The sequence below is a fragment of the Nocardioides sp. YIM B13467 genome (genome assembly GCF_042788075.1).
GTDB lineage: Bacteria > Actinomycetota > Actinomycetes > Propionibacteriales > Nocardioidaceae > Nocardioides.
Map to the genome: position 1 here is coordinate 1,900,003 of NZ_JBHZPJ010000046.1, position 22,759 is coordinate 1,922,761.

General features: G+C 68.9%; 20 protein-coding genes. 10 read left to right on the forward strand and 10 right to left on the reverse strand.

All coding sequences use genetic code 11. From position 1 onward, the window contains the following. Nucleotides 1-10: 10 nt before the first annotated feature. Together ACFX43_RS16150 and ACFX43_RS16155 are read left to right on the forward strand one after the other, a co-directional pair. Nucleotides 11-1,729 (forward strand): amylo-alpha-1,6-glucosidase, encoded by a 1,719-nt coding sequence (locus tag ACFX43_RS16150; protein ID WP_378829080.1) that lies wholly within the window; start codon nucleotides 11-13, stop codon nucleotides 1,727-1,729. A gap of 23 nt (nucleotides 1,730-1,752) precedes the next feature. Then, nucleotides 1,753-5,388, forward strand: coding sequence for a LamG-like jellyroll fold domain-containing protein (locus ACFX43_RS16155; RefSeq protein WP_378829092.1), 3,636 nt, complete (start codon nucleotides 1,753-1,755; stop codon nucleotides 5,386-5,388). Nucleotides 5,389-5,429: 41 nt separating this feature from the next. Here ACFX43_RS16155 and ACFX43_RS16160 read toward each other — a convergent pair whose 3' ends face one another. Then, a complete protein-coding gene (locus tag ACFX43_RS16160) occupies nucleotides 5,430-6,194 on the reverse strand; it encodes a siderophore-interacting protein (RefSeq protein ID WP_378829101.1) in 765 nt (254 codons plus the stop codon). A 79-nt stretch (nucleotides 6,195-6,273) separates the two neighbouring features. Here ACFX43_RS16160 and ACFX43_RS16165 point away from each other — a divergent pair, with 79 nt between their 5' ends. Further along, the gene (locus ACFX43_RS16165) at nucleotides 6,274-7,386 is read left to right on the forward strand and encodes a glutamate-cysteine ligase family protein (protein WP_378829109.1); all 1,113 of its coding nucleotides are present in this window, start codon (nucleotides 6,274-6,276) and stop codon (nucleotides 7,384-7,386) included. Next, the gene (locus ACFX43_RS16170; protein WP_378829116.1) at nucleotides 7,383-8,339 is read left to right on the forward strand and encodes an NAD(P)/FAD-dependent oxidoreductase; all 957 of its coding nucleotides are present in this window, start codon (nucleotides 7,383-7,385) and stop codon (nucleotides 8,337-8,339) included. Before ACFX43_RS16165 ends, ACFX43_RS16170 begins: the two co-directional genes overlap by 4 nt. 176 nt (nucleotides 8,340-8,515) lie before the next feature. On the opposite strand, the gene ACFX43_RS16175 is transcribed toward ACFX43_RS16170, so the two are convergent. Next, nucleotides 8,516-9,097, reverse strand: coding sequence for a hypothetical protein (locus ACFX43_RS16175; protein ID WP_378829122.1), 582 nt, complete (start codon nucleotides 9,095-9,097; stop codon nucleotides 8,516-8,518). 87 nt (nucleotides 9,098-9,184) lie between these two features. On the opposite strand from ACFX43_RS16175, the gene ACFX43_RS16180 reads away from it, so the two are divergent. Continuing rightward, nucleotides 9,185-9,526 (forward strand): winged helix-turn-helix transcriptional regulator, encoded by a 342-nt coding sequence (locus tag ACFX43_RS16180; protein WP_378829132.1) that lies wholly within the window; start codon nucleotides 9,185-9,187, stop codon nucleotides 9,524-9,526. Between the two features lie 40 nt (nucleotides 9,527-9,566). Here ACFX43_RS16180 and ACFX43_RS16185 read toward each other — a convergent pair whose 3' ends face one another. Then, the gene (locus ACFX43_RS16185) at nucleotides 9,567-10,460 is read right to left on the reverse strand and encodes a carbohydrate kinase (RefSeq protein WP_378829139.1); all 894 of its coding nucleotides are present in this window, start codon (nucleotides 10,458-10,460) and stop codon (nucleotides 9,567-9,569) included. Nucleotides 10,461-10,545: 85 nt separating this feature from the next. Between ACFX43_RS16185 and aceE the strand changes: the two genes are divergently transcribed. Beyond that, the gene (gene aceE, locus ACFX43_RS16190; RefSeq protein ID WP_378829160.1) at nucleotides 10,546-13,386 is read left to right on the forward strand and encodes a pyruvate dehydrogenase (acetyl-transferring), homodimeric type; all 2,841 of its coding nucleotides are present in this window, start codon (nucleotides 10,546-10,548) and stop codon (nucleotides 13,384-13,386) included. On the opposite strand, the gene ACFX43_RS16195 is transcribed toward aceE, so the two are convergent. The 4 genes from ACFX43_RS16195 to ACFX43_RS16210 all read right to left on the reverse strand — a co-directional run bounded on the left by ACFX43_RS16195 (nucleotide 13,361) and on the right by ACFX43_RS16210 (nucleotide 17,337). Beyond that, nucleotides 13,361-14,425 (reverse strand): M57 family metalloprotease, encoded by a 1,065-nt coding sequence (locus tag ACFX43_RS16195; protein ID WP_378829171.1) that lies wholly within the window; start codon nucleotides 14,423-14,425, stop codon nucleotides 13,361-13,363. The genes aceE and ACFX43_RS16195 overlap by 26 nt on opposite strands. 163 nt (nucleotides 14,426-14,588) lie before the next feature. Then, nucleotides 14,589-15,677 carry an ABC transporter substrate-binding protein gene (locus tag ACFX43_RS16200; protein WP_378829178.1) on the reverse strand — a complete coding sequence of 363 codons (1,089 nt, stop codon included), beginning with the start codon at nucleotides 15,675-15,677 and terminating at the stop codon, nucleotides 14,589-14,591. A 20-nt stretch (nucleotides 15,678-15,697) separates the two neighbouring features. Then, nucleotides 15,698-16,549, reverse strand: a complete 852-nt coding sequence (locus ACFX43_RS16205; protein ID WP_378829187.1) for an ABC transporter permease — start codon at nucleotides 16,547-16,549, stop codon at nucleotides 15,698-15,700. Further along, nucleotides 16,546-17,337 carry an ABC transporter ATP-binding protein gene (locus ACFX43_RS16210; RefSeq protein ID WP_378829193.1) on the reverse strand — a complete coding sequence of 264 codons (792 nt, stop codon included), beginning with the start codon at nucleotides 17,335-17,337 and terminating at the stop codon, nucleotides 16,546-16,548. The genes ACFX43_RS16205 and ACFX43_RS16210 overlap by 4 nt, the downstream gene beginning before the upstream one ends. A gap of 45 nt (nucleotides 17,338-17,382) precedes the next feature. Between ACFX43_RS16210 and ACFX43_RS16215 the strand changes: the two genes are divergently transcribed. Together ACFX43_RS16215 and ACFX43_RS16220 are read left to right on the forward strand one after the other, a co-directional pair. Then, complete coding sequence (locus ACFX43_RS16215; RefSeq protein WP_378829205.1) at nucleotides 17,383-18,165, forward strand: exodeoxyribonuclease III; 783 nt, start codon at nucleotides 17,383-17,385, stop codon at nucleotides 18,163-18,165. A 10-nt stretch (nucleotides 18,166-18,175) separates the two neighbouring features. After that, on the forward strand, nucleotides 18,176-19,123 hold the full coding sequence (locus tag ACFX43_RS16220) for an endonuclease/exonuclease/phosphatase family protein (protein WP_378829215.1): 948 nt from the start codon (nucleotides 18,176-18,178) through the stop codon (nucleotides 19,121-19,123). On the opposite strand, the gene ACFX43_RS16225 is transcribed toward ACFX43_RS16220, so the two are convergent. Then, entirely contained in the window at nucleotides 19,106-19,423 is a 318-nt protein-coding gene (locus ACFX43_RS16225) for a TfoX/Sxy family protein (RefSeq protein ID WP_378829229.1), read from the reverse strand. The genes ACFX43_RS16220 and ACFX43_RS16225 overlap by 18 nt on opposite strands. 75 nt (nucleotides 19,424-19,498) lie before the next feature. On the opposite strand from ACFX43_RS16225, the gene ACFX43_RS16230 reads away from it, so the two are divergent. Together ACFX43_RS16230 and ACFX43_RS16235 are read left to right on the forward strand one after the other, a co-directional pair. Further along, nucleotides 19,499-20,590 carry a DNA recombination protein RmuC gene (locus ACFX43_RS16230; RefSeq protein WP_378829241.1) on the forward strand — a complete coding sequence of 364 codons (1,092 nt, stop codon included), beginning with the start codon at nucleotides 19,499-19,501 and terminating at the stop codon, nucleotides 20,588-20,590. Nucleotides 20,591-20,594: 4 nt separating this feature from the next. Then, nucleotides 20,595-21,038 carry a DUF6542 domain-containing protein gene (locus ACFX43_RS16235; RefSeq protein WP_350720373.1) on the forward strand — a complete coding sequence of 148 codons (444 nt, stop codon included), beginning with the start codon at nucleotides 20,595-20,597 and terminating at the stop codon, nucleotides 21,036-21,038. Here ACFX43_RS16235 and ACFX43_RS16240 read toward each other — a convergent pair whose 3' ends face one another. Both ACFX43_RS16240 and ACFX43_RS16245 read right to left on the reverse strand, forming a co-directional pair. Further along, nucleotides 21,039-21,668 carry an L-threonylcarbamoyladenylate synthase gene (locus ACFX43_RS16240; RefSeq protein ID WP_378829260.1) on the reverse strand — a complete coding sequence of 210 codons (630 nt, stop codon included), beginning with the start codon at nucleotides 21,666-21,668 and terminating at the stop codon, nucleotides 21,039-21,041. A gap of 33 nt (nucleotides 21,669-21,701) precedes the next feature. Beyond that, nucleotides 21,702-22,700 (reverse strand): 4-hydroxy-3-methylbut-2-enyl diphosphate reductase, encoded by a 999-nt coding sequence (locus ACFX43_RS16245; protein ID WP_378829276.1) that lies wholly within the window; start codon nucleotides 22,698-22,700, stop codon nucleotides 21,702-21,704. Nucleotides 22,701-22,759: the final 59 nt, after the last annotated feature.

Here is a 22,759-nt window from a genome sequence, read left to right on the forward strand (position 1 = left end):
GACACCACGCATGCCGCTGCACGACACCTCGACCGAGGCCGCCTTCGACGTTCGGGAGATCCCGTTCTCCCGGCGCGGCTCCTGGCTCGACCTCTCCCCCGTGGTCGCCCTGCACACCCGCACCGACGCGATCCACCTCGTCTCCCACCGCAACGGGTTCCACGGCGTGCTCGCGCTGCGACCGGAGCGCGACGGCCGGCCGGTCGAGACGACCTGGTCCGCGGACCCTGCGGTCCTGACCTGGTCGCGGGAGGACGGCCGGATCGAGGCGGCCTTCGCCGGCCCGGACGCCGTACGCCTCCGCGGCTCCGGCCTCGCGCTGCGGCTCGGCGATGCCGCTGCCGGGCTCACCCCGTTCACCGGGACCTATCTGTTCACCGACCCGAGCGACGGTGCCGTCGTCTTCACCAGCTACGAGACCGGCCACCGCTACCGCGTCATCATGCTCCGCGGGGCGAACTCGGTCGAAGGCTCCGAGGCCCTCGGCCAGGCGACGAGGTCGATCCTGCTCGGAAGCGACGGCGGCGACTGGGAGGCCGAGGTTCGCGAGGCGACCTCGCAGCAGACGGTGCCAGCCGAGACAGCGACCTTCGAGGAGGTCGTCGCGGACTCGGCAGCAGACTTCGCCAGCTACCTAGACGACCTCGCCCCGTGGCGTGACGAGCGCACCCCGGCGGCGGCGCTGGCGGCGTACGTCCTGTGGTCGGCGACCGTCGCCCCGAGCGGTCTGCTGGGCCGGGAGTCGGTGCTGATGTCCAAGCACTGGATGGACAAGCTGTGGAGCTGGGACCACTGCTTCAACGCGATGGCGCTCGCACCCGGCCGTCCGGACGCCGCGCTCGACCAGTTCCTCGCGCCGTTCGACCACCAGGACGACCGCGGCGCGCTGCCCGACTCCGTGACGCACACCGAGGTCCTCTACAACTACGTGAAGCCGCCGATCCACGGCTGGGCTCTGGGCCGGCTGCGCGCGACCTCGGCCCGGGCCTTCGACACCGACGAGCTCGAGCGCATCCACGACGGCCTGGTCCGATGGAGCCGGTTCTGGATCGACTCCAGGCGACGGCCGGGCCACGACCTGCCCTACTACCAGCACGGCAACGACAGCGGGTGGGACAACTCCACCACGTTCGACCTCGACCGGGTCATCGAGTCACCAGACCTCGCCGCGTTCCTCGCGGTCCAGCTAGAGGTCCTCGCCGACCTCGCCGACGAGCTCGGCCACCCTTCGGCCGGCTGGCGCAAGGTCGGCGACGAGCTCGTCCGTACGCTGATCGACGAGCTCTGGACGGGAACCGAGTTCGTCGCCGTGGGCGCGCTCTCGGGGCGCCGTAGCACCGGAACCAGCCTGCTCAACCTGCTGCCGCTGGTGCTCGGCGACCGGCTCCCGTCCGACATCCGTACGACGATGGCGGACCGGCTCGGCGATCACCTGACCGACTACGGACCTGCCACCGAGCCGGTCTCCTCGCCCCACTACCAGGACGACGGCTACTGGCGGGGCCCGATCTGGGCGCCGTCGACCGCGCTCATCGAGGACGGCCTGCGCCGAAGCGGGTTCACGGCCGTCGCCGACGTCGTCAGCGAGCGGTTCAGGGCGCTGTGCGAGAAGTCCGGCTTCGCCGAGAACTTCGACGCCCGCACCGGCGCGGGGCTGCGTGACCGCGCCTACACCTGGACCGCCGCGGTCTACCTCCTCTTCGCCGCCGATCACGTTCGGCGGTCATGACCCCACAACAGAAGGAGCTACCGATGAGATCACCCTTCACGTCCACACCACCCAGGACGGCCACCGCCGCCGCGGCAGCCGCGGTCGCCGCCGTTGCGCTGGCCGCACCCGGGGTGGTCCCACGCGCCGGTGCCGCCGAGGTCACCGTGCCCGACCCCGTCGTCCACTACGCCTTCGACGACGACCCGGCCACCGGAACGGTCGCCGACGACTCCGGCAACGGGCTCGACGGCACCTTGGTGAACGGCGGCACCGCCGATACCGTCCCCGGAGACGGCGGCGGCCAGGCGCTGCACCTGCCCGGCGGGCCGTCCTCGTCGGACGGCGCCTACGTCACCCTCCCCAAGGGCGTCCTGGAGGGACGCACCGACCTCACCGTCACCGCGCGGGTGAGCTGGGACGGCGGTGGCGGCTCCTGGCAGCGGATCCTCGACCTGGGCAAGGACACCAGCCGCTATCTGTTCCTGACGCCGTCGAACGGGTCGGTGCTGCGTACGGCGACCGTGGCGGGGACCGGCGCCGAGGCGACCAACTCGGGCTATGCCCCGCTCCCCGAGAAGTCCTGGCACACCGTCGCCGTCACCCTGGACACCGAGACGGACCTGCTCACCACCTACCTCGATGGCGCAGCCGTCGCGGCTGCCACCACGAAGATCACCGCCTCCGACCTCGTCGAGGGCGCGTCCACGAGCGGGTTCCTCGGCAGGTCGATGTTCCCCGCCGACAACCTGTTCGGCGGCTCGCTCGATGACGTGACTTTCTACGGGGCCGCACTCACCCCGGAGCAGCTCGTCCAAGCCACCGGAGCCACCCCTCCCACGATCGTCGAGCCGGCACAGACTTCCTTCGACGTCTACACCCACGTCGGAACGGAGCCGGACCTGCCGGCCTCGGTGCGGGCCTCGTTCAGTGACGGCTACGACCGCGACGTACCGATCACCTGGGACGAGGTGGATCCGGCGAAGTACGCGGACCGGGGCAGGTTCACGGTGAGCGGCACCGCCTCCGGGCGATCGGTCTCGGCCGAGGTGACCGTTCGCTACGAGAACCAGGTCGACATCGACCTGGCCAAGCCCACCGGCGACGTCATGGGAGGCGCGTCCGGGACGCTCTACGGGGTCTACGGCAAGGACCTCCCCTCGAGCAACCTGATCGACGGGATCAACCTGCGTACGGTGTCGACCAAGGCCCAGGACGGTCCGCAGCACCCGGGTGCGGACGCCCTCGAGGTGCTCGAGCCGCTTGTCGACGGCTCCGGCGGCGACGTCTACATCTACATGACCGACATCTACCGCGGGTTCCCCTACCAGTGGCCGGGCGACACCCCGCAGGCCAAGCTGGACGACTTCAAGGCCAAGATCAGGACCCAGGTCGAGCAGGTCAAGGCACTGCCGGAGAAGTACCGCAGCCACGTCGTCTTCGTGCCGTTCAACGAGCCCGAGGGCAACATGTTCGGCACCGGCGCGTGGAGCTACAACAAGGTCAGCTGGCTCGACGACCCGCAGCACTACTTCAAGGCCTGGGACGAGGTCCACGCCCTCATCAGGAGCGAGCTCCCCGACGCCCGGATCGCCGGCCCGAACACGAGCATCCTCTATGGCCAGGTGCAGGGCTTCATGAAGCACGCGCTCGCCAACGACACGATGCCGGACGTGATCACCTGGCACGAGCTCAGCAACCCGGCCTCGATCCGGACCAACGTGGCCAGGTTCCGCGGCTGGGAGGACACGATCTACCAGGGCACCCCGTACGCGGGGAAGCATCTGCCGATCAACATCAACGAGTACGCCTTCAACTACCACACGTCCGTTCCGGGCCAGATGATCCAGTGGGTCTCGGCGCTCGAGGACAGCAAGGTCGACGGCGACATCGCCTACTGGAACATCGATGGGAACCTGTCCGACTCCGCCGTCGAGGCCAACAAGGCCAACGGGCAGTGGTGGCTGCTGAACGCCTACAGCCAGATGACCGGGCAGACGGTCAAGCTCACCCCGCCCCGTCCGAACGAAAGCTACACGCTGCAGGGCGTCGCGACCCTCGATCGCGATCGGCGACGGGCAGAGGCGATCATCGGGGGCGCCGACGGGGAGTCGTACGTCGGCTTCGAAGGGGTCGACCCGACGACGTTCGGGTCCAGCGTTCATGTCGCCATCAAGGAGATCGGCTGGTCGGGTCAGCTCGGCGACAACACCGGGCCGGCCGAGGTCGCGGAGATGAAGGTCCCGGTCAGTGACGGCGGTGTCGGGTTCTGGTTCGGCAAGGACGGCGTCCCCGCCCTCTCGGCAGAGTCCGCCTACCAGATCATCGTGACCCCCGGCGCCAACGCGACCGCGGAGGCAGTGCCGCCGCAGCAGTGGCGGGCGACGTACGAGGCCGAGGACGCCGCTCACTCGGGCTCGGGCTACTCCCGCAACGGCCCCGAGGGCAGCCCGTCCAACCTGGGCGGCTTCTACACCTCCGGCTCCTACAACGTCGGCGGCATCCGCACCGACTCGAACGTGAAGCTCGACTTCGCCGTGGACGTGCCGAAAGACGGGACCTACGACCTGAGCGTGTTCGCGAACTCTCTGAACACCTACAGCCTGGTCAAGGACCAGGGTCCGACCAACGCCTTCATCACGGTCGACGGCAAGCAGGAGCAGGAGATCCACCTGCCGCTCGGCTACAAGTGGGTGGTGTGGGACCACGCCGACACCACGGTCGACCTGACCGCCGGGAAGCACACGATCTCGATCGCGGCCCGGAGCCTCGATGGCACCGAGGGCACTCGCGGCGACGCGATCATCGACAAGATCGACCTCTCCTTGTCGAACCCGGCCGCTACGCAACGCACCTACGAGGGTGAGGACGCGACGCTCACCGGCGGGGCTCGGGCCGACTACTCGAAGGCCGGGGTGTCCGGGTCCGGCGCCGCAGACCTCGCCCGGGGTACCGCGACGTTCTGGGTCTACTCCCCCGACGACGGCGAGCACCGCCTCCGGTTCGACGCCCTCGGGTCCGGGCGCGTCCGGCTGGCGCTGAACGGACAGAACCTCGGGGTCGTAGCTCGGTCGGTGTCGCGTGACGTGTTCCTCTCCGGTGGCATCAACAAGATCACCCTGACCGCGGAGCAGGGCAGGCTGCTGGTCGACCGGCTCCGTGTCGGTCCGTCGGCGGGCGCGCTGAAATCGGTGACCACCCAGGCCGAGGACGGGGCCCTCGAGGGCTCGGCGAAGGTCGCGTCCTACCCGCTCGCCGACGGCGGCAAGGCGGTCACCGGTGTCGGTGGCGACCCGGGCAACGGCAACGCGCTGACGCTGGCGACCACGGCACCTCGGGCCGGGACGTACGCGATCACGGTGCGCTACTCCAACGGGGAGCAGTCGCCGGCGTCGCACTACAACCCGGACCCGCTGGCCCGGCACGCCGACGTCAGCGTCAACGGCGGCGAGGCCCGCCGGGTCTGGTTCCCGCACAGCTTCCACGACAACGGCTTCTGGACGTTGACGTTCTACGCAGAGCTGAAGGCAGGCGAGAACACGCTGTCCTTCCGCTCCGAGGAGCTGCCGGACTGGAACGGTGAGACCTACATCTCCGACCGCTACCCGGAGCTGGGCCTTCGGTCACCGTGGGCCCCGAACCTCGACCGGATGACGGTGACGCCGCTGGCCGCGGACTGAGTACGCCGCGGCCGCCCTCGCCGGGCGGCCGCGGCTCCGTCTCAGTGAGCTGCGTGCGCGACCTGGCGGTCGGCAGCCTGGCTGCGCTTCCACGTACGGAAGCTGTCCTCGTTGTTCCCGCGGCGCCAGTAGCCGGAGATCGACAGGTCGCCGCGCGGCACCCCACGATCGCGCAGCAGGTAGGGACGGATCCGCTGCATCGTGACCTCGGCCTCGCCGTGCACGAAGGCGTGCACCCGACCGAGCAGCCAGGGCAGTTCGCGGACGACGACCTCCAGGGGCGGGTCGACGGTGGCGTCCAGCCAGCGCACCTCGACCCCGGCCGGCGCGTCGACCTGCTGGAGGTGCTCCGCGGAGGGCACCTCGATCACCGCATAGCCGACCGCGTCGGCCGGCAGCGCAGCCAGCGCCGCCCGGATCGCAGGCAGACCGGACTCGTCACCGACGAGCAGGTGCCAGTCCGCGGCCGGGTCCGGAGCGTACGTCCCACCCGGCCCACGCACGGTGAGCACGTCACCAGGACCGGCCGTCGCCGCCCACCGGCCGGCGACGCCCTCGTCGCCGTGGTGCACGAAGTCGATGGCCAGGGTGCCCTCGGCGACCGAGGGGTCCAGCGCCGTGTAGGTGCGGCATACGGTCGAGCCGTCGCCGACCGGGATCTCCAGACGCACGAACCGGTCGGTGCACACGCTGCCCTCGAACGCGGAGAGGTCCTCGGCGCGGAGATGGACGCGGGTCATCCCAGCACTGAGACGCCGGGTCGAGGTGACCACGACCCTCGTCTCCGGCTTTGTCTCCGGCTTCACCGCGCGAAACATGAGGGGAGCCTAACCTAAATTCCGAGAAATGCGGATGATGGCCCGCGCACTGCCCTAGAGTTGCGCCGTGCTCTACTCCGCCGGGTTCGAGTTCGAGTATGCCCTGGTGACGGAGTCACCCGACGTAGGCGCGGGCTCGTTTCGCGACATGGGCATCTTCCATGACTTCGTGGATCTCGACTTCGACACCCTCCAACGCGCGCTTGCCGACGGCTCCGGCACCACCGACGAGGACCTCGTCCGCGGTGACCTGGGGATCAAGAGCGGCTACTGGTACCTCGAGGGCGACGAGCGGTTCGACGCCGACGGCACCTTCACGACGATGCTGGTCAAGGGGGTGGAGATCCGCACCCCGGTCTGCTCGAGCACCACCGAGGCCGCCGACCGACTGATCGATCTGCAGGACGACATCTCCAAGCGCCTCGCTCCCATCGGCCTGCACCTGGGCGTCGTCGGCTTCAACCCGGTCCGTGAGGCGTACGTCCTCGACCCCCCGCTCAACGAGTGGGAGCAGACGATGCGGGCCGAGCATCGTGAGTACGACCACGCCGAGGTCTCCAACCTGAGCTACGGCCCCGACATCAACCTCTCCTTCCCCGGGTTCTCCGCGGAACAGGTCGTCGAGGTGACCCGCCGGCTGACCCACTACAGCCCCTTCATGGTGCCGTTCAGCTTCAGCTCGCCCTTCCACGCCGGCCGGGCGTGGCACGGCCCCAGCAAGCGCACCTACGAGCGCACCTGGCGACGCGTGGCGGCGCGCTGCTTCGTCGAACCGCCCGTCGGCGCCGAGCCCACCATGGTCCACCCGCCGCGGATCCCGCGCGAGGAGGGACGCATCGAGTTCAAGGCCTACGACGCCTTCCTCTCCCGGGACCTTCTGCTCGCCGGCGCGGCGCTGACGCTCGGTGTCTGCCTCGCCGACGACCTGCCTGGACTTGCCGACCAACCCAGCCGTGACCTGCACCAACGCTCCGCGACCGACGCGTTCGCCGACCCCGAGATCGCCGCCGGTGCCGGCGAGGTGCTCGCGTCCGCCCGCCGAGCGCTCGCCGACATGCCGGAGGCGGGCCATCTCGACTGTCTGGACCAGTTGCTGAGCGCGGGGCGCACCCCAGCCGATAGCCTTCTGGACGAATATTCGCGCACAGGCCTGATGTACCTCCCGGAAGGACTTCGTTGACTGATCTCCCCGCCGACCTGACCGCTGACCAACTCATGACTCAGCCCGCAGAGGCCGACGTGGCGATCTGTGGAGCAGGCCCGATCGGCGCTGCGACAGCCACCTTCCTGGCCCGGCCCGGCCTGCGCGTGGTCCTCATCGACCACGACCCCGCCGACGACCCCGCCCATGTCGCGACCTACCGCTATTCGGGCGGCAGCATCCGGTGGACGTGGCCCGATCCGGTCAAGCGCGAGATGACGACCCAGACCGAGCAGTTCATCCGCGGCGCGGCCGGCGCGGAGCTGGACATGATCGAGAACACCTACCACCTGCTGCACACCGGCGAGCACATCCCCGCGCTCAACGTCTCCGCGACCGGGCTCGTCGGGCTGCTCCGCGACCAGGCGCAGGAAGCGGGAGCGACGTTGGTCGACGCGCTCGTCACCGGCGTACGCCCTGACGGCAGCGGTCATGTGGTCGAGACCTCGCGCGGCGCGATCCGCGCCCGCCGGGTCCTGGGCGCTATGGGCGCGGCGAACGCCTCGGTGTTCCCGCAGACCAGCGCCGAGGCCGAGAAGCGCCAGCTGTTCGTGCTGGACCTCCCGGTTCCCCCCGAACGGGAGCAGCTTCCCCACACGATCGTGCCGATCGGCGACGGCTTCGGCTACGTCTTCGTGAAGCTCATCGACGGCCAGCTGCGCGTCGTCGTCGGGCAGGAGGACATCGTCGAGGACGAGGACACCTCGGGCCCCGTCGACCACTGGAAGGAGATCCTCGACAGCGGGCTCGCCACGACGCTCCCCTGGCTCAGTGATGCCCGCGTCGACGACATCCTCTGGGGCGTCGACACCGCACAGAAGACGCTGGTGATCGACGAGCCCAGCCCAGGCGTCCTCGTCGCCAACTGCGGCAGCGCCATCCGCTCCGCGGCCTGGCTGGGACGTACGCTCGCCGAGCGCCTGGCCGCGTAGGGCGTCTCCACGACCGCCGTCAGGAGCGTTGCCACGGGATGGCCTCTATCCGCTCCATATGCGCCTCGCCCCACTCGCCGAGCGAGAACAGGATCAGCCGTCGGTCGCAGCGGCCTGGGACATGTTCGGCCGACTTCCCGAGCTCGAGGCGCTGCTCGTGTGACGCGGTCTTCCCCTCAGCGTCGGATTCGGCGATCCACGGCGATCCAGTTCGTCTCCCAGGTCGTCCCGCCGTCGGCCGAGAACGCCTGCTCGAACCTCGCTTCGTCCTGGCCCACGCGGACGATGAGGAACCGCACCTTGATCGGACGCCCGCCGAGCTGGTCGTCGCCGTAGAACTCGCCGACGCCGTCGCGGAAGCTGCCGTACACCGCTGGGGTGAGCAGACCGTCGCGCATATTCACGAAGGTCAGGCTCCACCGCTGCGCCTGCGGTTCGTACAGTCTCAGATTGAGCCCGTCGATCCGGCCGGCCGGCCCCGACGCCGCGAGCTCGACGACATTGGCCCGCCGATCCGAGAGCGGACGCACGGTGCTGGTCCCGGTGAACTGGAGCCATTCGTCCGGGGACTCCGAGAGCGGGTCGGCGAGTACTTGCACGGTGGAGCGCCAGGTACCGATCTCCCAGTCGAAGTCCCGTTGGCCGTCGGCGATCGTCGATGACGCGAGAGATGGTGAGGCGTCGCGCGATGCCGCCGTCGCGAACAGCAGGGCGGCAGAAAGGGCTACCGTCAGGATTCGTCGGTATGGAATGGTCATACTTCGACTATCGGGCGGAGCAGAACCATGAACAAGAAGGCACCTACAGGTAACCCCTCTCGTCCCAACCCACTGCCGGGGTGCCCGATGGCTGCAGCGTTCACCGCGATCGGCGGCAAGTGGAAGCTCACCCTGATCTACTGGCTCGCCCACGGAGAGTCCCACTTCGCCGGCCTCCGCCGCCGAGCGGCGCCCATCACTCCCAAGGTGCTGGCCGAACAGCTACGCGAGCTCGAAGCCGACGGGCTCGTCGAACGTGTGGCGACCGGACCGGTTCCTGCGCCCGTCATCTACCGGCTCACTCCCTACGGGGCTACGGTCCTCCCCGTCGTCGAAGGGGTCAGGGTATGGGGTGAGGCTCACCTGCGTCGCACCGAGAGCACTGTCGCACCGGACACGGCGATGAGCTGCGCCGACATGATCGGGTAGTCACCGTCACGGCACGATCACTCGCGGCTCAGCTCCTGCACTAGCCGTCCAGCTCGGCGCGGGTGGGCGGGTTGGCACCAGCACGCGAGACGGTGACCGCCGCCGCCCGGACGCCATGGGCGAGCACCTCTCGACGGTCGCGCCCGAAGTCGTCCCAGAGCGCGTCGACAAGGCCCGCGGAGAAGGTGTCGCCGGCACCGATGGTGTCCACGACCGTCACCTTCTCGGCCTCGACGTCGATCCGCTCGGACGCGGTGATCCAGCTGGCGCCGTCGCCGCCGCGGGTCACCGCGACCGCACCGGCACCGAGCTCGAGCAGCCGCGCGGCCGCCTTGTCGAGCCCGGCCCCGGGGTAGAGCGTCTCCAGGTCCTCGTCGCTCGCCTTGACCACATCGGCGTACGCCGCCGCCCGCTCGATCCGCGAGACGACCTCCTGGCCGGTTCCGGTCAGCGTGGGCCGCATGTTGATGTCGTAGAGGACCCGGACGGAGTCGGGGAGCCCGTCGAGCAGCGCGAAGACCGTCTCGGCACCGGGCGAGAGCACCGGCGCGAGCGAGCCGACATGGACGAACCGCGGCGTCCCCACCGCGATCTCGCCGAGCTTCCACTCCAGGTCGAAGACGTACGTCGCCGACCCGTCGGCCGTGATGGTGGCCTGCGCGGTCGAGGTGCGGGCCAGCACGTGCGGGTCGCATGCCATCCGGACCCCGGAGTCGGCCAGGTGGGCGGCCAACGCCTGCCCCCGGGCGTCATCGGCGAAGGAGGCCGCGTAGCGCACCGGACGGCCGAGCCGGCCCAGCGCGACCGCGACGTTGGCGCCGCTCCCACCGGGATGGTCCTGGGTCACGCCGTCGGCGGTCGTGACCACGTCGACCAGTGCTTCACCTACCACCAAAACGTCAGCAGCGGCATTGTCACGATCCAGGCTAGTCACGGGCGGCAGATTAGCAACTCGGCGTACGAACGAATTTTCGGGGTTGACCAGCAGAAACCTCCTACTGTCCAGTAACCCACCGCGGATGGGCACCCGCTCTCGACCGCGTGCGACCATTGAGGATGTGACCGAAGAATCCACCGAGACGACTGGTGGTCCGCAGGGCCCGACCCCCGCCCAGCCGACCGTAATCCACGAGGGTCTACCGACCCAGCTTCCGGACATCGATCCCGAAGAGACCAGTGAGTGGCTCGGCTCGTTCGACGCGATGCTCGAGTCGAGCGGACGCGAGCGAGCCCGCTACATGATGCTGCGTCTGCTGGAGCGAGCCCGAGAGAAGTCCGTCGGCGTCCCCGCACTGCGCAGCACCGACTACATCAACACCATCCCCTCCGACCGCGAGCCGTGGTTCCCGGGCGATGAGGACATCGAGCGACGCATCCGGGCCTTCATCCGCTGGAACGCCGCCGTCATGGTCTCCTCCGCCAACCGCAAGGGCCTCGAGGTGGGCGGCCACATCGCCACCTACCAGTCCTCCGCGAGCCTCTACGAGGTCGGCTTCAACCACTTCTTCCGCGGCAAGGACCACCCCGGTGGCGGCGACCAGGTCTTCATCCAGGGCCACGCCTCCCCCGGCATCTACGCGCGTGCGTTCCTCGAGGGCCGGCTCAACGAGGAGCAGCTCTTCCGCTTCCGCCAGGAGGTTCAGCACGGCGTCGGCCAGGGCATCTCGTCCTACCCGCACCCGCGTCTCATGCCCGACTTCTGGGAGTTCCCGACGGTCTCGATGGGCCTGACCGGGATCAACTCGATCTACCAGGCGCGGTTCAACCGCTACCTGCAGAACCGCGGCGTCAAGGACACCTCCGACCAGCGCGTTTGGGCCTTCCTCGGCGACGGCGAGATGGGTGAGCCCGAATCGCTCGGCGCCATCCGGGTCGCCGCCCGCGAGGAGCTCGACAACCTGGTCTGGGTGATCAACTGCAACCTGCAGCAGCTCGACGGCCCGGTGACCGGCAACGGCAAGGTCATCCAGGAGCTGGAGTCCAACTTCCGCGGCGCCGGCTGGAACGTCATCAAGGTCATCTGGGGCCGCGAGTGGGACCAGCTGCTCGCCAAGGACGTCGACGGCGCCCTGGTCAACAAGATGAACTCCACCCCCGACGGCCAGTTCCAGACCTACTCGGTCGAGACCGGTGCCTACGTCCGGGAGAACTTCTTCGGCTCCGACCCGCGCCTGCGCAAGATGGTCGAGCAGATGAGCGACGAGCAGATCCGCAAGCTCCCCCGCGGCGGCCACGACTACCGGAAGGTCTACGCGGCCTTCGACGCGGCCACCAAGACCGTCGGGCAGCCGACCGTCATCCTCGCCCACACCATCAAGGGCTGGACGATCGACGCTCTGGAGGGCAAGAACGCCACCCACCAGATGAAGAAGCTGACCATGGCGGACCTGAAGAAGTTCCGCGACCGTCTGCTCCTGCCGATCTCCGACAAGGAGCTCGAGGCGACCTACGAGCAGACCGGTGCGGCGCCGTTCTTCAACCCGGGTCCGGAGTCGGCCGAGATCGAATACATGATGGAACGCCGCAAGCAGCTCGGCGGTCCGCTCCCCCAGCGCCGGGTCGAGTTCAAGCCGCTCACCCTGCCGGGCGAGAAGGTCTACGCCGAGCTCAAGCAGGGCTCCGGCAAGAACAAGATCGCCTCCACCATGGCCACCGTCCGACTCCTCAAGGACTGGATGCGCGATCCGGAGATCGGCAAGCGCATCGTCCCGATCGCACCCGACGAGTACCGCACCTTCGGCATGGACGCGATGTTCCCGAGTGCGAAGGTCTACAACCCGGGTGGCCAGCAGTACGAGAGTGTCGACCGGAAGTTGTTGCTCTCCTACAAGGAGTCCGCGCAGGGCCAGATGCTGCACGAGGGCATCTCGGAGGCGGGGGCGATGGCCTCGGCGACCGCTGCCGGCACGGCGTACGCCACCCACGGCGAGCCGATGATCCCGTTCTACATCTTCTACTCGATGTTCGGGTTCCAGCGCACCGGCGACTCGATCTGGGCGATGGCCGACATGATGGGCCGCGGCTTCCTCGTCGGCGCCACCGCCGGTCGCACCACGCTGACCGGTGAGGGTCTCCAGCACGCCGACGGTCACTCCCCGCTGCTGGCGGCGACGAACCCGGCGGTCGTCCACTACGACCCCGCGTTCGCCTACGAGGTCTCGCACATCATGCAGAGCGGCCTCGAGCGGATGTACGGCTCGACCGAGGAGCACCCGAACGGCGAGGACGTCATCTTCTACCTGACCGTCTACAACGAGCCGGTCAGCCAGCCCAAGGAGCCCGACAACGTCGACCTCGAGGGCATCCTGAAGGGCATCCACCAGGTCTCGACCGCCGAGGGAGACGGCCCCAAGGTCCGCCTGCTGGCCTCCGGCGTCGGCTTCCCGTGGGTCGAGGAGGCTGCCCGCATCCTCGAGGAGGACTGGGGTGTCAAGGCCGACACCTGGTCGGTCACCTCGTGGAACGAGCTCGCCCGCGACGCCATCGAGGCCGAGCAGTGGAGCCTCAACAACCCCGGTGAGACCCCGCGCACGCCGTACGTCACCGAGAAGCTCTCGGCGTCCAACGGCCCCGTCGTCGCGGTCTCCGACTACATGCGGGCCGTCCCGCTGCAGATCGCCCGCTGGGTGCCTGACGACTACCGCGTCCTCGGTGCTGACGGGTTCGGCTTCGCCGACACCCGCCCGGCCGCGCGTCGCTTCTTCCAGATCGACGCCCAGTCCGTCGTCGTCCAGGCCCTCCAGGCGCTGGCCGAGGCCGGCGAGATCGACGCCGCGTTGGTGAAGAAGGCCTTCGACACCTACCGCATCGACGACCCGACGTCGACGAAGGGCATCATGCAGGAGGGCGGAGACGCCTGAGCGTCTGTCCGTCAGGTCGGGGGCTCGGAGCGACTGTTCCGGGCCCCCAGCCGCATCTCCAGGTGGAAGGATCAGCAGTGTGACCAATCAGGCGACCCTCGATACGCGACGGCGGACGGCAACGGCGCTGCGGCGCGCGACCGGCCGGCTGGCGACGGCCGCCACGTCGCGGATGGACGACGCGATGCCGTGGTTCAAGGACCTCTCCGCGAAGAACCGCTCCCTCGTCGGCCTGATCGTCCAGGCAGGCATCAAGGAGTTCGTCGGCTGGTACGGCGGTGGCGCCTCCGCCGACACCGCCAAGCCCGACCTGGCCGCGTCGATGTTCGGCGTGGCGCCTCGCGCGCNTCAGCGCACGCCAGTTGTTGTCCTCGAAGCAGGTCGCCGCCTCCGGGCGGGTGTGCTCGTGGCGGAACCCGAGGGCGTGACCGAGCTCGTGCGCGAGGATGTCACCCGGCTCCCAGTTGCCCGACGAGAAGATCGAGTCGTCGATGAGCACGTTGCGCGAGCGCTTCGAGGTCGAGGGGAAGAACGCCCGCGCGATGTACTGCGAGGTGCTGACCGGCTCGACCGAGAAGAGCACGTTGGAGTTGCGGGTGTTGCACGAGCCGTCCTGGGCGGGGACGTAGGTGAACTCGACCGCCGAGCTCGCCGCCTCCCACAGGCCCGCGCCCTGCTCCATCGCGGTGACGATGCCGGCCTTGTTGGTGCCGAACTTGTTCGAGACGCAGTAGGTCAGGTTGAGCGCCTGCGAGGCCGACCACTTGTCGTCCCTGCCGCTGACGGTGTTGACGATGAGGCCGTCCTCGGGGACGTGCTTCGGCGCCGAGACCATCGACTCGTAGAACTTGTGCAGGTCACCCTGGTTGGAAACGACCTCGTCGCCGTTGACGACGTACTGACCGTCGAAGTCGACGTACGTGGACGCCTCGAACTCCTTGTAGCTCGGTGCCTCTTGGGCGAATGCGGGAACCATCGACGCAGTCAGCGCCGCGGCACCCGCAGCCGCGGCGATCATCATGGGAATACGAACTCGCATAGCTCTTCCTCCTGAGATTTGTGAACGGCCGCCGGCGATAGACGCCGGCGGCCACAGGAGATTCAAGCGTTGGGCCTAGTGATGGGCTATAGAAACTTCGGTCAAATTCCCGTTGAACAGGCAAAACTTTCGAGACGATTTCCTGTGTTTGCCATCGGGAGCGTCACGGAGCGGGCCAGATCACCTTGTCGTCGTCGTCGACGACGGCCTCGGCGAAGGACGTGTCGAACCAGGAGGCTGCCTGCTCGGGCGTGACCTTCTGACCTGCGTACGCCGTCACGACCCCGGCCAGCGCGGCGACGTTGTCGGGGTCGACCGAGCCGAACCTGCCCGGGAGCGGGTTGTCGGCCGCGACCTTCACCTCGGTGCGCCAGATGGCGGTCTCGTGCTTCTCGTCGGACTCGGCGCCGGCCAGGTCGTGCTGGTAGCCGATGCACTCCTCGACGTGGTCGGCGGCGGCGCAGTAGGTGTAGGCCTTGAAGACGGCCCGCAGGAAGTCCTCGACGGCCGTGGGGTGCTTCTCGGCCCAGGCGGGGTTGACGGAGTAGGCGCCGAGAGAACCGGGCACGTCGAAGTCGGTCGGCTCCCAGACCGTCACGTCCTCACCCGCCTCCTTCAGCTGGTTGGGCTCGTTGGAGACGAACCCGACCAGCGCGTCGACCTGACCTCGCGGCAGCACGCCGGGGTCGTAGCCGACCTTGACCTGCTTCACCAACGCCTGGTCGACGCCGGCCTCGGCGAGCATCGCCTGCACGCCGACCGGCACCCAGCCCTTGTGGCCGAGGGTCTTGCCCTCGAGCTGCTTCAGGTCGGTGATCTTGGTGCCGGTCATCAGCACGTCGAGACCCGCGTTGGAGTAGGACGAGACGCCGAGCACCTTCAGGCCGCTCGCGTTGGAGGTCATGATGTCCTGCTCGGAGAGCGGCCCGACCTGCACCTTCCCGGCGGCGATCAGCTTGGCGTTCTGGGAGACGTCGCCCGAGCCCGGCTGGAGCTCGACGTCGAGGCAGAGGTCGTCGAAGTAGCCGAGCTGATCTGCGGCGATGGCCTCCATGATCGAGGCCGACGCCTGCCAGTAGTAGCCCGACATGTAGGTGATCTTGCCGGCCTTCTCGTTCTGCTCGCAGCGCTCGGCCGAGACCGCGCTCCCCTGCTCGCCGGCGGAGTTCTGTGCGGACCCGCAGGCGGTCAGCGCACCGAGCAGGACGACCGCCGACGTGAGGGCAGCGGCGATCGGACGTACGCGAGACATGAAGGGCTCCTTCAACTCAGTCAGGACTCGTGCCAGTGGAGCACTCGACGCTCGGCGAGCGTCACGAGCCAGAACAGCAACGACCCGAGCGCCGCGAGGACGAAGATCGCTGCCCACACCGTAGCCAGTCTGTTCTGCGAGCTGGCCACCTGTATCACGCTGCCGAGGCCGTCCGCCGACCCCGCGGCGGAGAGCTCCGCCACGACGGCGCCGATCATCGACAGCGGGAAGACGATCCGCAGGGACGCGAAGACGTACGGCAGCGAGGCCGGCACCCGCAGGTGGCGTAGCACCTCCAGCCGGCTCGCGGCCACGGTGCGGTAGACCTGCAGCACCGGCGAGGGCACCGCCCGCAGCCCGGTCGCCACGTTGATCAGGATCGGGAAGAAGCAGACCAGCGCGGTCAGGACGACCTTCGGCCCCATCCCGAACCCGAGCGCGACCACGAGCAGCGGCGCGATCGCCACCAGCGGCGTCACCGAGAGCACGACGGCCACCGGCATCACCGCGCGCCGCACCACCGCGATCTCGCTCACGACTACGGCGAGAGCGAAGGCGGCGACGAAGCCGATTCCGAGCCCCACCAGCGCCTCGCTGAGCGTGACCAGGGTGTTGGTCAGGAAGTAGCCGGGGTCCTCGCTCAGCACGCTCGCGATGTCGCCGAGCGGCGCGAACAGGTAGGGCATCCGCCGCGCACCCAGCTCCCAGGCGAGCCCGAGCACCACGACGAGGAGGACGAACGGGAGCCAGTAGCGCGGGCGGAGCAGCCGCGTACGGCGGCGCAGGCGGCGCGCGGCGAGCTGCTCGGGGGTGGGAACGACCAGATGTGGCCGCTGCCGAGGGGCCGGCTGCGTACCTGAGTCCAGGGTCACGAGACGACCTCTCCGTGGCTGAAGGCGTCCCTCAGGCTGCCCCGGAGGGCGAGCTCGTAGGCGTGGAACTCCGGCGAGGTGAGGAGCTCCTGGTGGCGCGGGCGGGGCAGGTCGATGTCGATGACGTCGGTGATCCGGCCCGGTCGCGGGGCCATCACCACGACCTTGTCGGACAACCTGACCGCCTCGGAGATCGAGTGGGTGACGAAGACGACCGTCGCGCGGGTCTGCTCCCACAGCTCCAGCAGCTGCTCCTGGAGTGCCTCCCGGGTGAACTCGTCGAGCGCACCGAAGGGCTCGTCGAGAAGGAGTACGTCGGGGCGCAGCCCGAAGGCGCGTACGATCGCGGTCCGCTGCTTCATGCCGCCCGACAGCTCGGCGGGGAGCTTGTGGAGCGACTCCCCCAGGCCGACCTCGCGCAGCATCGCCTCGAGGTCGGGGCGGCCACGGTCGCTACGGCGGTTGACCTTGTGGGGCAGGGTGACGTTGCCGAGCACGCTCAGCCAGGGCAGCAGCGCCGGAGACTGCGGCACGAACCCGAAGGCCTTCGCCTCGGCCGCCTCCTTCGGGGTCAGACCGCACACGGTGATCTTCCCGGCGTCGGCCGACTCCTGCCCGCTGATCAGCCGCAACAGCGTCGACTTGCCGCAGCCCGAGGGCCCGATGATGCTCACGAACGTGCCGGGCTCGATGGTCAGGTCGATGTCGTCGAGGGCGATCAGCTCGGCGAGATCTGCCTGCTCGTAGAGACGACGGACCCCGTGCATCTCGATCGTCGCGCTGCCCACGCCTCAAACGGTAGTCCAATACGTCTTCTGGATAGTCTGACGGGCGTGCGTATCGCCACCTGGAACATCAACTCCATCCGCTCCCGCATCGACCGCGTCGAGGCCTTCGTCGAGCGACACTCGATCGACGTGCTCGCCCTGCAGGAGACCAAGGCCAAGCCCGACCAGATCCCGACGATGGGTCTGGAGGCCCGCGGCTACGAGGTCGCCTCGGTCGGCTACGACCAGTGGAACGGCGTCGCGCTGATCTCCCGGGTCGGGCTCAGCGACATCCAGGTCGGGTTCGAGGGGATGCCGTCGTTCAAGGACGTCGCCGAGGCGCGTGCGCTCACCGCGACCTGTGGCGGCGTGCGGGTGACCTCGGTCTACGTCCCCAACGGCCGCAAGCCGGACGATCCCCACTACGCCTACAAGCTGGAGTGGCTCGCGGCCCTGCAGAAGGCCTCGCAGGCCTGGCACGACGGACCCTCGGCGATGGTCGGCGACTGGAACGTCTGCCCCTTCGACGAGGACTGCTTCGACCCCAAGCAGTTCGTCGGCAAGACCCACCTCACCCCCGCCGAGCGCGACGCCTTCTTCGCCATCGAGAAGGACTTCAAGGACGTCGTACGCCCCTTCGTGCCCGGTCCCGAGGCCTACACCTACTTCGACTACTACCGGCAGCGCTTCGAGCGCAACCGCGGCCTGCGCATCGACTTCGTCCTCGGCTCCCCGTCGTTCGCCTCGCGGGTGACGGGCGCGTTCGTCGATCTCGACGAGCGCAACCCCGCCATCGGCACCGGCTCCCCCTCCGACCACGCTCCGGTGATCGTCGATCTCGCCGACTGACGACGATGCCGTGAAACGGGAGCGCCGGGGAACGGCCTGGTCCCGCGGCACGGTGTGCGCGGTCCTCCTTCTCGTCACCGCCGGCGCGATCCTCTTCCGCGCCCACCTCCCATCGGCGTTCGGGATCGGCAGCCTCGTGGAGACGTTCCTGCCGTGGCTCGGTGCGGTCGCGGTGCTGCTCCTGCTCGTCGGGCTGGCGCGACGCTCGGCCACCGCGGTCGTCGCGTTCATCGTGCCCGCCGTTGCCTGGGGCTGGACGTTTCATCCGAAGCTCTCCGACGTTCCCGTTTCGCGCCGCGACCTGGTCGTCGTCCAGCACAACGTGAGCGACACCAACACGGACATCACCGGCACCGTCCGCGAGATACTCGCTGCCTCGCCCGACATCGTGACGCTGAACGAGGTGGTTCCCGAGCGGGTCGACGACTACAGCCGGGCGTTCGGAGATGTCCTCCCGCACCACGAGACGTACGGCACCGTCGGGGTCTGGTCGGCGCAACCCCTGGAGAACGCGACGCCTCTCGATCTGCGTCCGGCGGGCGTGGACGCGTCGTGGAGACGTGGGCTGCGTGTCGAGACCAGGCCGGCCGACGACGCCCCCGTCATCGCGGTCTATGCGGTGCACCTGCCCTCGATCCGGCTGGGCGTCCGCGGCCTGGATGTCACGGCGCGCAACGGAAGCATCGCGCTTCTCGCCGAGGCCTTGCGGGCCGACGACGCCGATGTCGTGATCGTCTCCGGCGACTTCAACGCAGACGCGGGTGACCGCGCGCTACGTCCGGTCATCTCCCAGGTCAGCGAACCGCAGCACCGCTTCGGGTTCACCTTCCCGGCAGCTCTCCCGGCCATCCGCATCGACCACGTCTTCGCGCGTGGCGCCGAGGTCGAGGACGTACGACCGTTGGACCGGACCGGGAGCGATCACCTTCCCGTGGTCGCGCTACTTCGGTGGCAGTGACTCGGCAGTGGCGACGCTGCGCTCGACCCAGGCGGCGAGCGCGTCGCCGCTGAGCAGGTCGGCGGCGACGTTGACGTAGCCGGACATCGTCCGAGCACCCATGATCATCGGCTCGGCGCCTGCCTCGAGGGCGGCCTCGTAGGCCGACTTGCCGGTGCGCACGAGCAGGTCGTCGGCGCCGACCGCGCACGCCATGTTGCCGTTCACCATGAACGCCAGCCCACCGAACATCTTCACCTCGGTGGTGCCGGCGGGCATCAGGTCCCGGACGCGTTCGGCCAGCTCGACGTTGTGGGCCATGCCTCCATGGAACCACGAACGACCGGCCGTGCCCATCCGAACAAATTGTCGGTGGTCCCTGCGAGGATCGATGTCATGGAGATCTGGATCCTCGTGCTCGGACTGATGATCGGTCTTGCCCTGGGCGTCGTGCTCGGGGTGCTGTGGGCACGCGCCCGGAGCGTGGGGACCGTCGCGGCGGGGATGGTGGACCAGGCCGAGGTGATGCAGGGGCTCGACCGGCTCAGCGACCAGATGCAGCATCTCGACCGGGAGCGGGCCCGCTGGCAGGGGCAGTTCGAGACGGAGGTCGGGCGGCTCCAGACCGAGACTCGGTCGCTGTCGACCGCGCTGCGGAAGCCCCAGGTCAGAGGGCGCTGGGGCGAGATGCACCTGCGCCGCGCGGTGGAGCTCGCCGGCCTGGTGGACAAGTGCGACTTCTCCGAGCAGGTCCATCTCGAGGACGGGCGGCTGCGACCCGACCTGGTGGTGCACCTGTCCGGCAACAAGGAGCTGGTCGTCGACTCCAAGGTCCCCCTGGACGCCTACCTCGACGCCGCGGCGGCGGACAACGAGGACGACTACCGAGCTCACCTGCGCAGACACACCGCCCAGCTGCGTACGCATGTGGACCAGCTGGCCTCGAAGTCCTACTGGCGCTTCCTGGAGGAGTCGCCCGAGTTCGTCGTGCTCTTCGTCCCGGCGGAGTCGTTCCTCTCGGCGGCGCTGGAGACCGAGCCCGGCCTGATCGAGTACGCCGCGGAGCGCCGGGTCGTGCTGGCCTCACCGACGACGCTGATCGCGCTGCTGCGCACGGTGGCGCACGGATGGTCCCACGAGGCACTCGCCGAACAGGCCCGGGAGATCCACCGGCTCGGCCGTGACCTGCACCAGCGCCTGTCCACGATGTCCGGCCACTTGGACGGGATCGGGCGCTCCCTCAACACTGCGGTGACCCGCTACAACCAGGCGATCGGATCTCTCGACAACCGGGTCCTGGTGGCCGCCCGTCGTTTCAATGAATTATCGGTAACCGATGATGAACTCGAGACGCCGCGTCCGGTGGAGATACGCGCTGTGGAGCGGCTCAGCAGCGTAAGGGAGGATGATCGGCGCGCCGCCGAGAATGACGGTGTGCCGGGCCCTACCGTGGGTTCGGATACACAGGCTGCATACGAGAGATCGTGACCCCATGAGTCAGCGCACCATCTGGGAGGAAGGACGCGAGTCCGGCCGCCATGTTGTCGCGCTCGGATCCGCCACTTCGCTGACGGTCACCTTCGTCGATCTGCTCATCGACGACCAGATCGGCCTGCTCTTCGACTTCACCTTCGTGGCGATCGCGCTGACGCTCGCGCTGATCGTCAGACCCAGCGACTTCTTCGTGGTCGGCGTGCTCCCGCCGCTGATCATGCTCGGCATCTTCATCCTGCTCGCCGCGACCCAGCCGGGGTCGATCGCCGACGCCGGGGACGGCTTCGTCCAAGCCGTGGTCAGCGGCCTCGGACACCACGCGATCAGCCTTTTCATCGGCTACGCCCTGTGCCTGGGCTGCCTGGTGATGCGCCGCCGGGTTCTGAAACAGCGCACCGAGACCCGCGACGAGGTCGAGCGCGAACGCGCCCTGGCCTCCTGATCAGTCCAGCGCCAGGAACCCGGAGACGTCGCCGGCACCCTCACGGATGACCTCGGGCTCGCCGTCGGACCAGTCGATGACCGTGGTCGGCTCGGCCGGGGTCTCTCCGGCCTCGATCACGATGTCGACCTGGTGGTCGAGCGCCTCCTTGACGTTCCATCCGAAGACCTCCGGCTCGGTCTCGCCGGGCAGGATCAGCGTGGAGGACAGCAGCGGCTCACCGAGCTCCTCGAGCAGCGCCTGCACGACGGCGTGCTCGGGGATGCGTACGCCGACGGTCTTCTTCTTCGGGTGCATCAGCCGTCGCGGCACCTCAGGGGTCGCCGGGAGGATGAACGTGTAGGGCCCCGGCGTCGCGTGCTTGATCGCCCGGAAGGCGCTGTTGTCGACGTGAACCATCGTGCCGAGCTGCGCGAAGTCCTTGCAGATCAACGTGAAGTGGTGGCGGTCGTCGAGACCACGGATCCGCAGGATCCGGTCGCGGCCCTCCTTGTTGCCGATCCGCGAACCGAGCGCGTAGCCGGAGTCGGTCGGATACGCGATCAGCTGGTCGTCACGCAGGGCATCGACGACCTGGCTGATCAGACGGGGCTGCGGGTTGTCAGGGTGTACGTCGAGAAATCGGGCCACCCCTCGACCCTAACGCCCATCACCAGGAAGGGATCAACCCCTCGCGGCAGCCGCTTTCAGGTCCTTGCGGAGTTCCGTGGGCAGCGCGAAGATCAGCGACTCCTCGGCGCTCTTGTGGGCCTTGGCATCGGGGAAGCCACGGTCCTTGAGGAACTCGACGACACCCTCGACCAGCTTCTCGGGCACGCTGGCCCCGGAGGTGACCGAGACGCTGCGTACGCCGTCGAGCCAGGACTCGTCGATCTCGCTGGCGTCGTCGACGCGGTAGGCGGCCTTGGCGCCGGCCTCGAGAGCGACCTCGACCAGGCGAACCGAGTTGGAGGAGTTGCCGGAGCCGACGACGATGACCAGGTCGCTGGACCCGCCGATCTCCTTGACCGCCTGCTGGCGGTTCTGGGTGGCGTAGCAGATGTCGTCGCTGGGCGGGTCGAGCAGCTCGGGGAACTTCGCCCGGAGCGCGGCGACCGTCTCCATGGTCTCGTCGACCGAGAGGGTGGTCTGGGAGAGCCAGACGACCTTGGAGGGGTCGGCCACCTCGAGGCCGGGTACGTCACCGGGCCCCTCGACGAGCGTGGTCGCCTCCGGCGCCTCGCCCATGGTGCCCTCGACCTCCTCGTGACCGGCGTGGCCGATCAGCAGGATGCTGTAGCCCTCGCGCGCGAACCGCTTGGCCTCCAGGTGGACCTTGGTGACCAGCGGGCAGGTCGCGTCGATCGTCTTCAGCTCACGCACGGCGGCGTCGGCGTGGACCGCCGGGGAGACGCCGTGGGCGGAGAAGACGACGGTCGCGCCCGAGGGCACCTCGTCGAGCTCGTTGACGAAGATCGCGCCGCGGTTGCGCAGGTCGTCGACGACGTGCTTGTTGTGCACGATCTCCTTGCGCACGTAGACCGGTGCGCCGTAGAGGTCCAGCGCCTCCTCGACGGTGATCACGGCCCGGTCCACCCCGGCGCAATAGCCGCGCGGCTCCGCGAGGAGGACAGCCTTCTCGTCGTCGGAGATCAGGCGTGGGGTGCCGAGGTCGATGCTCATGGGACCAGTCTAGAGACCGTGGCGTGACACCTCTAATGTCGGTGGCCCGCTCTAGGGTT

What these genes read in the sequence shown, in the direction of transcription:
- ACFX43_RS16150 (WP_378829080.1), top strand. Translation starts at nt 11, where the DNA reads ATGCCGCTGCACGACACCTCGACCGAGGCCGCCTTCGACGTTCGGGAG.
- ACFX43_RS16155 (WP_378829092.1), top strand. Translation starts at nt 1,753, where the DNA reads ATGAGATCACCCTTCACGTCCACACCACCCAGGACGGCCACCGCCGCC.
- ACFX43_RS16175 (WP_378829122.1), bottom strand. Translation starts at nt 9,097, where the DNA reads ATGACCATTCCATACCGACGAATCCTGACGGTAGCCCTTTCTGCCGCC.
- ACFX43_RS16180 (WP_378829132.1), top strand. Translation starts at nt 9,185, where the DNA reads ATGGCTGCAGCGTTCACCGCGATCGGCGGCAAGTGGAAGCTCACCCTG.
- aceE (WP_378829160.1), top strand. Translation starts at nt 10,546, where the DNA reads ATGGGCACCCGCTCTCGACCGCGTGCGACCATTGAGGATGTGACCGAA.
- ACFX43_RS16200 (WP_378829178.1), bottom strand. Translation starts at nt 15,677, where the DNA reads ATGTCTCGCGTACGTCCGATCGCCGCTGCCCTCACGTCGGCGGTCGTC.
- ACFX43_RS16225 (WP_378829229.1), bottom strand. Translation starts at nt 19,423, where the DNA reads ATGGCCCACAACGTCGAGCTGGCCGAACGCGTCCGGGACCTGATGCCC.
- ACFX43_RS16230 (WP_378829241.1), top strand. Translation starts at nt 19,499, where the DNA reads ATGGAGATCTGGATCCTCGTGCTCGGACTGATGATCGGTCTTGCCCTG.
- ACFX43_RS16235 (WP_350720373.1), top strand. Translation starts at nt 20,595, where the DNA reads ATGAGTCAGCGCACCATCTGGGAGGAAGGACGCGAGTCCGGCCGCCAT.
- ACFX43_RS16245 (WP_378829276.1), bottom strand. Translation starts at nt 22,700, where the DNA reads ATGAGCATCGACCTCGGCACCCCACGCCTGATCTCCGACGACGAGAAG.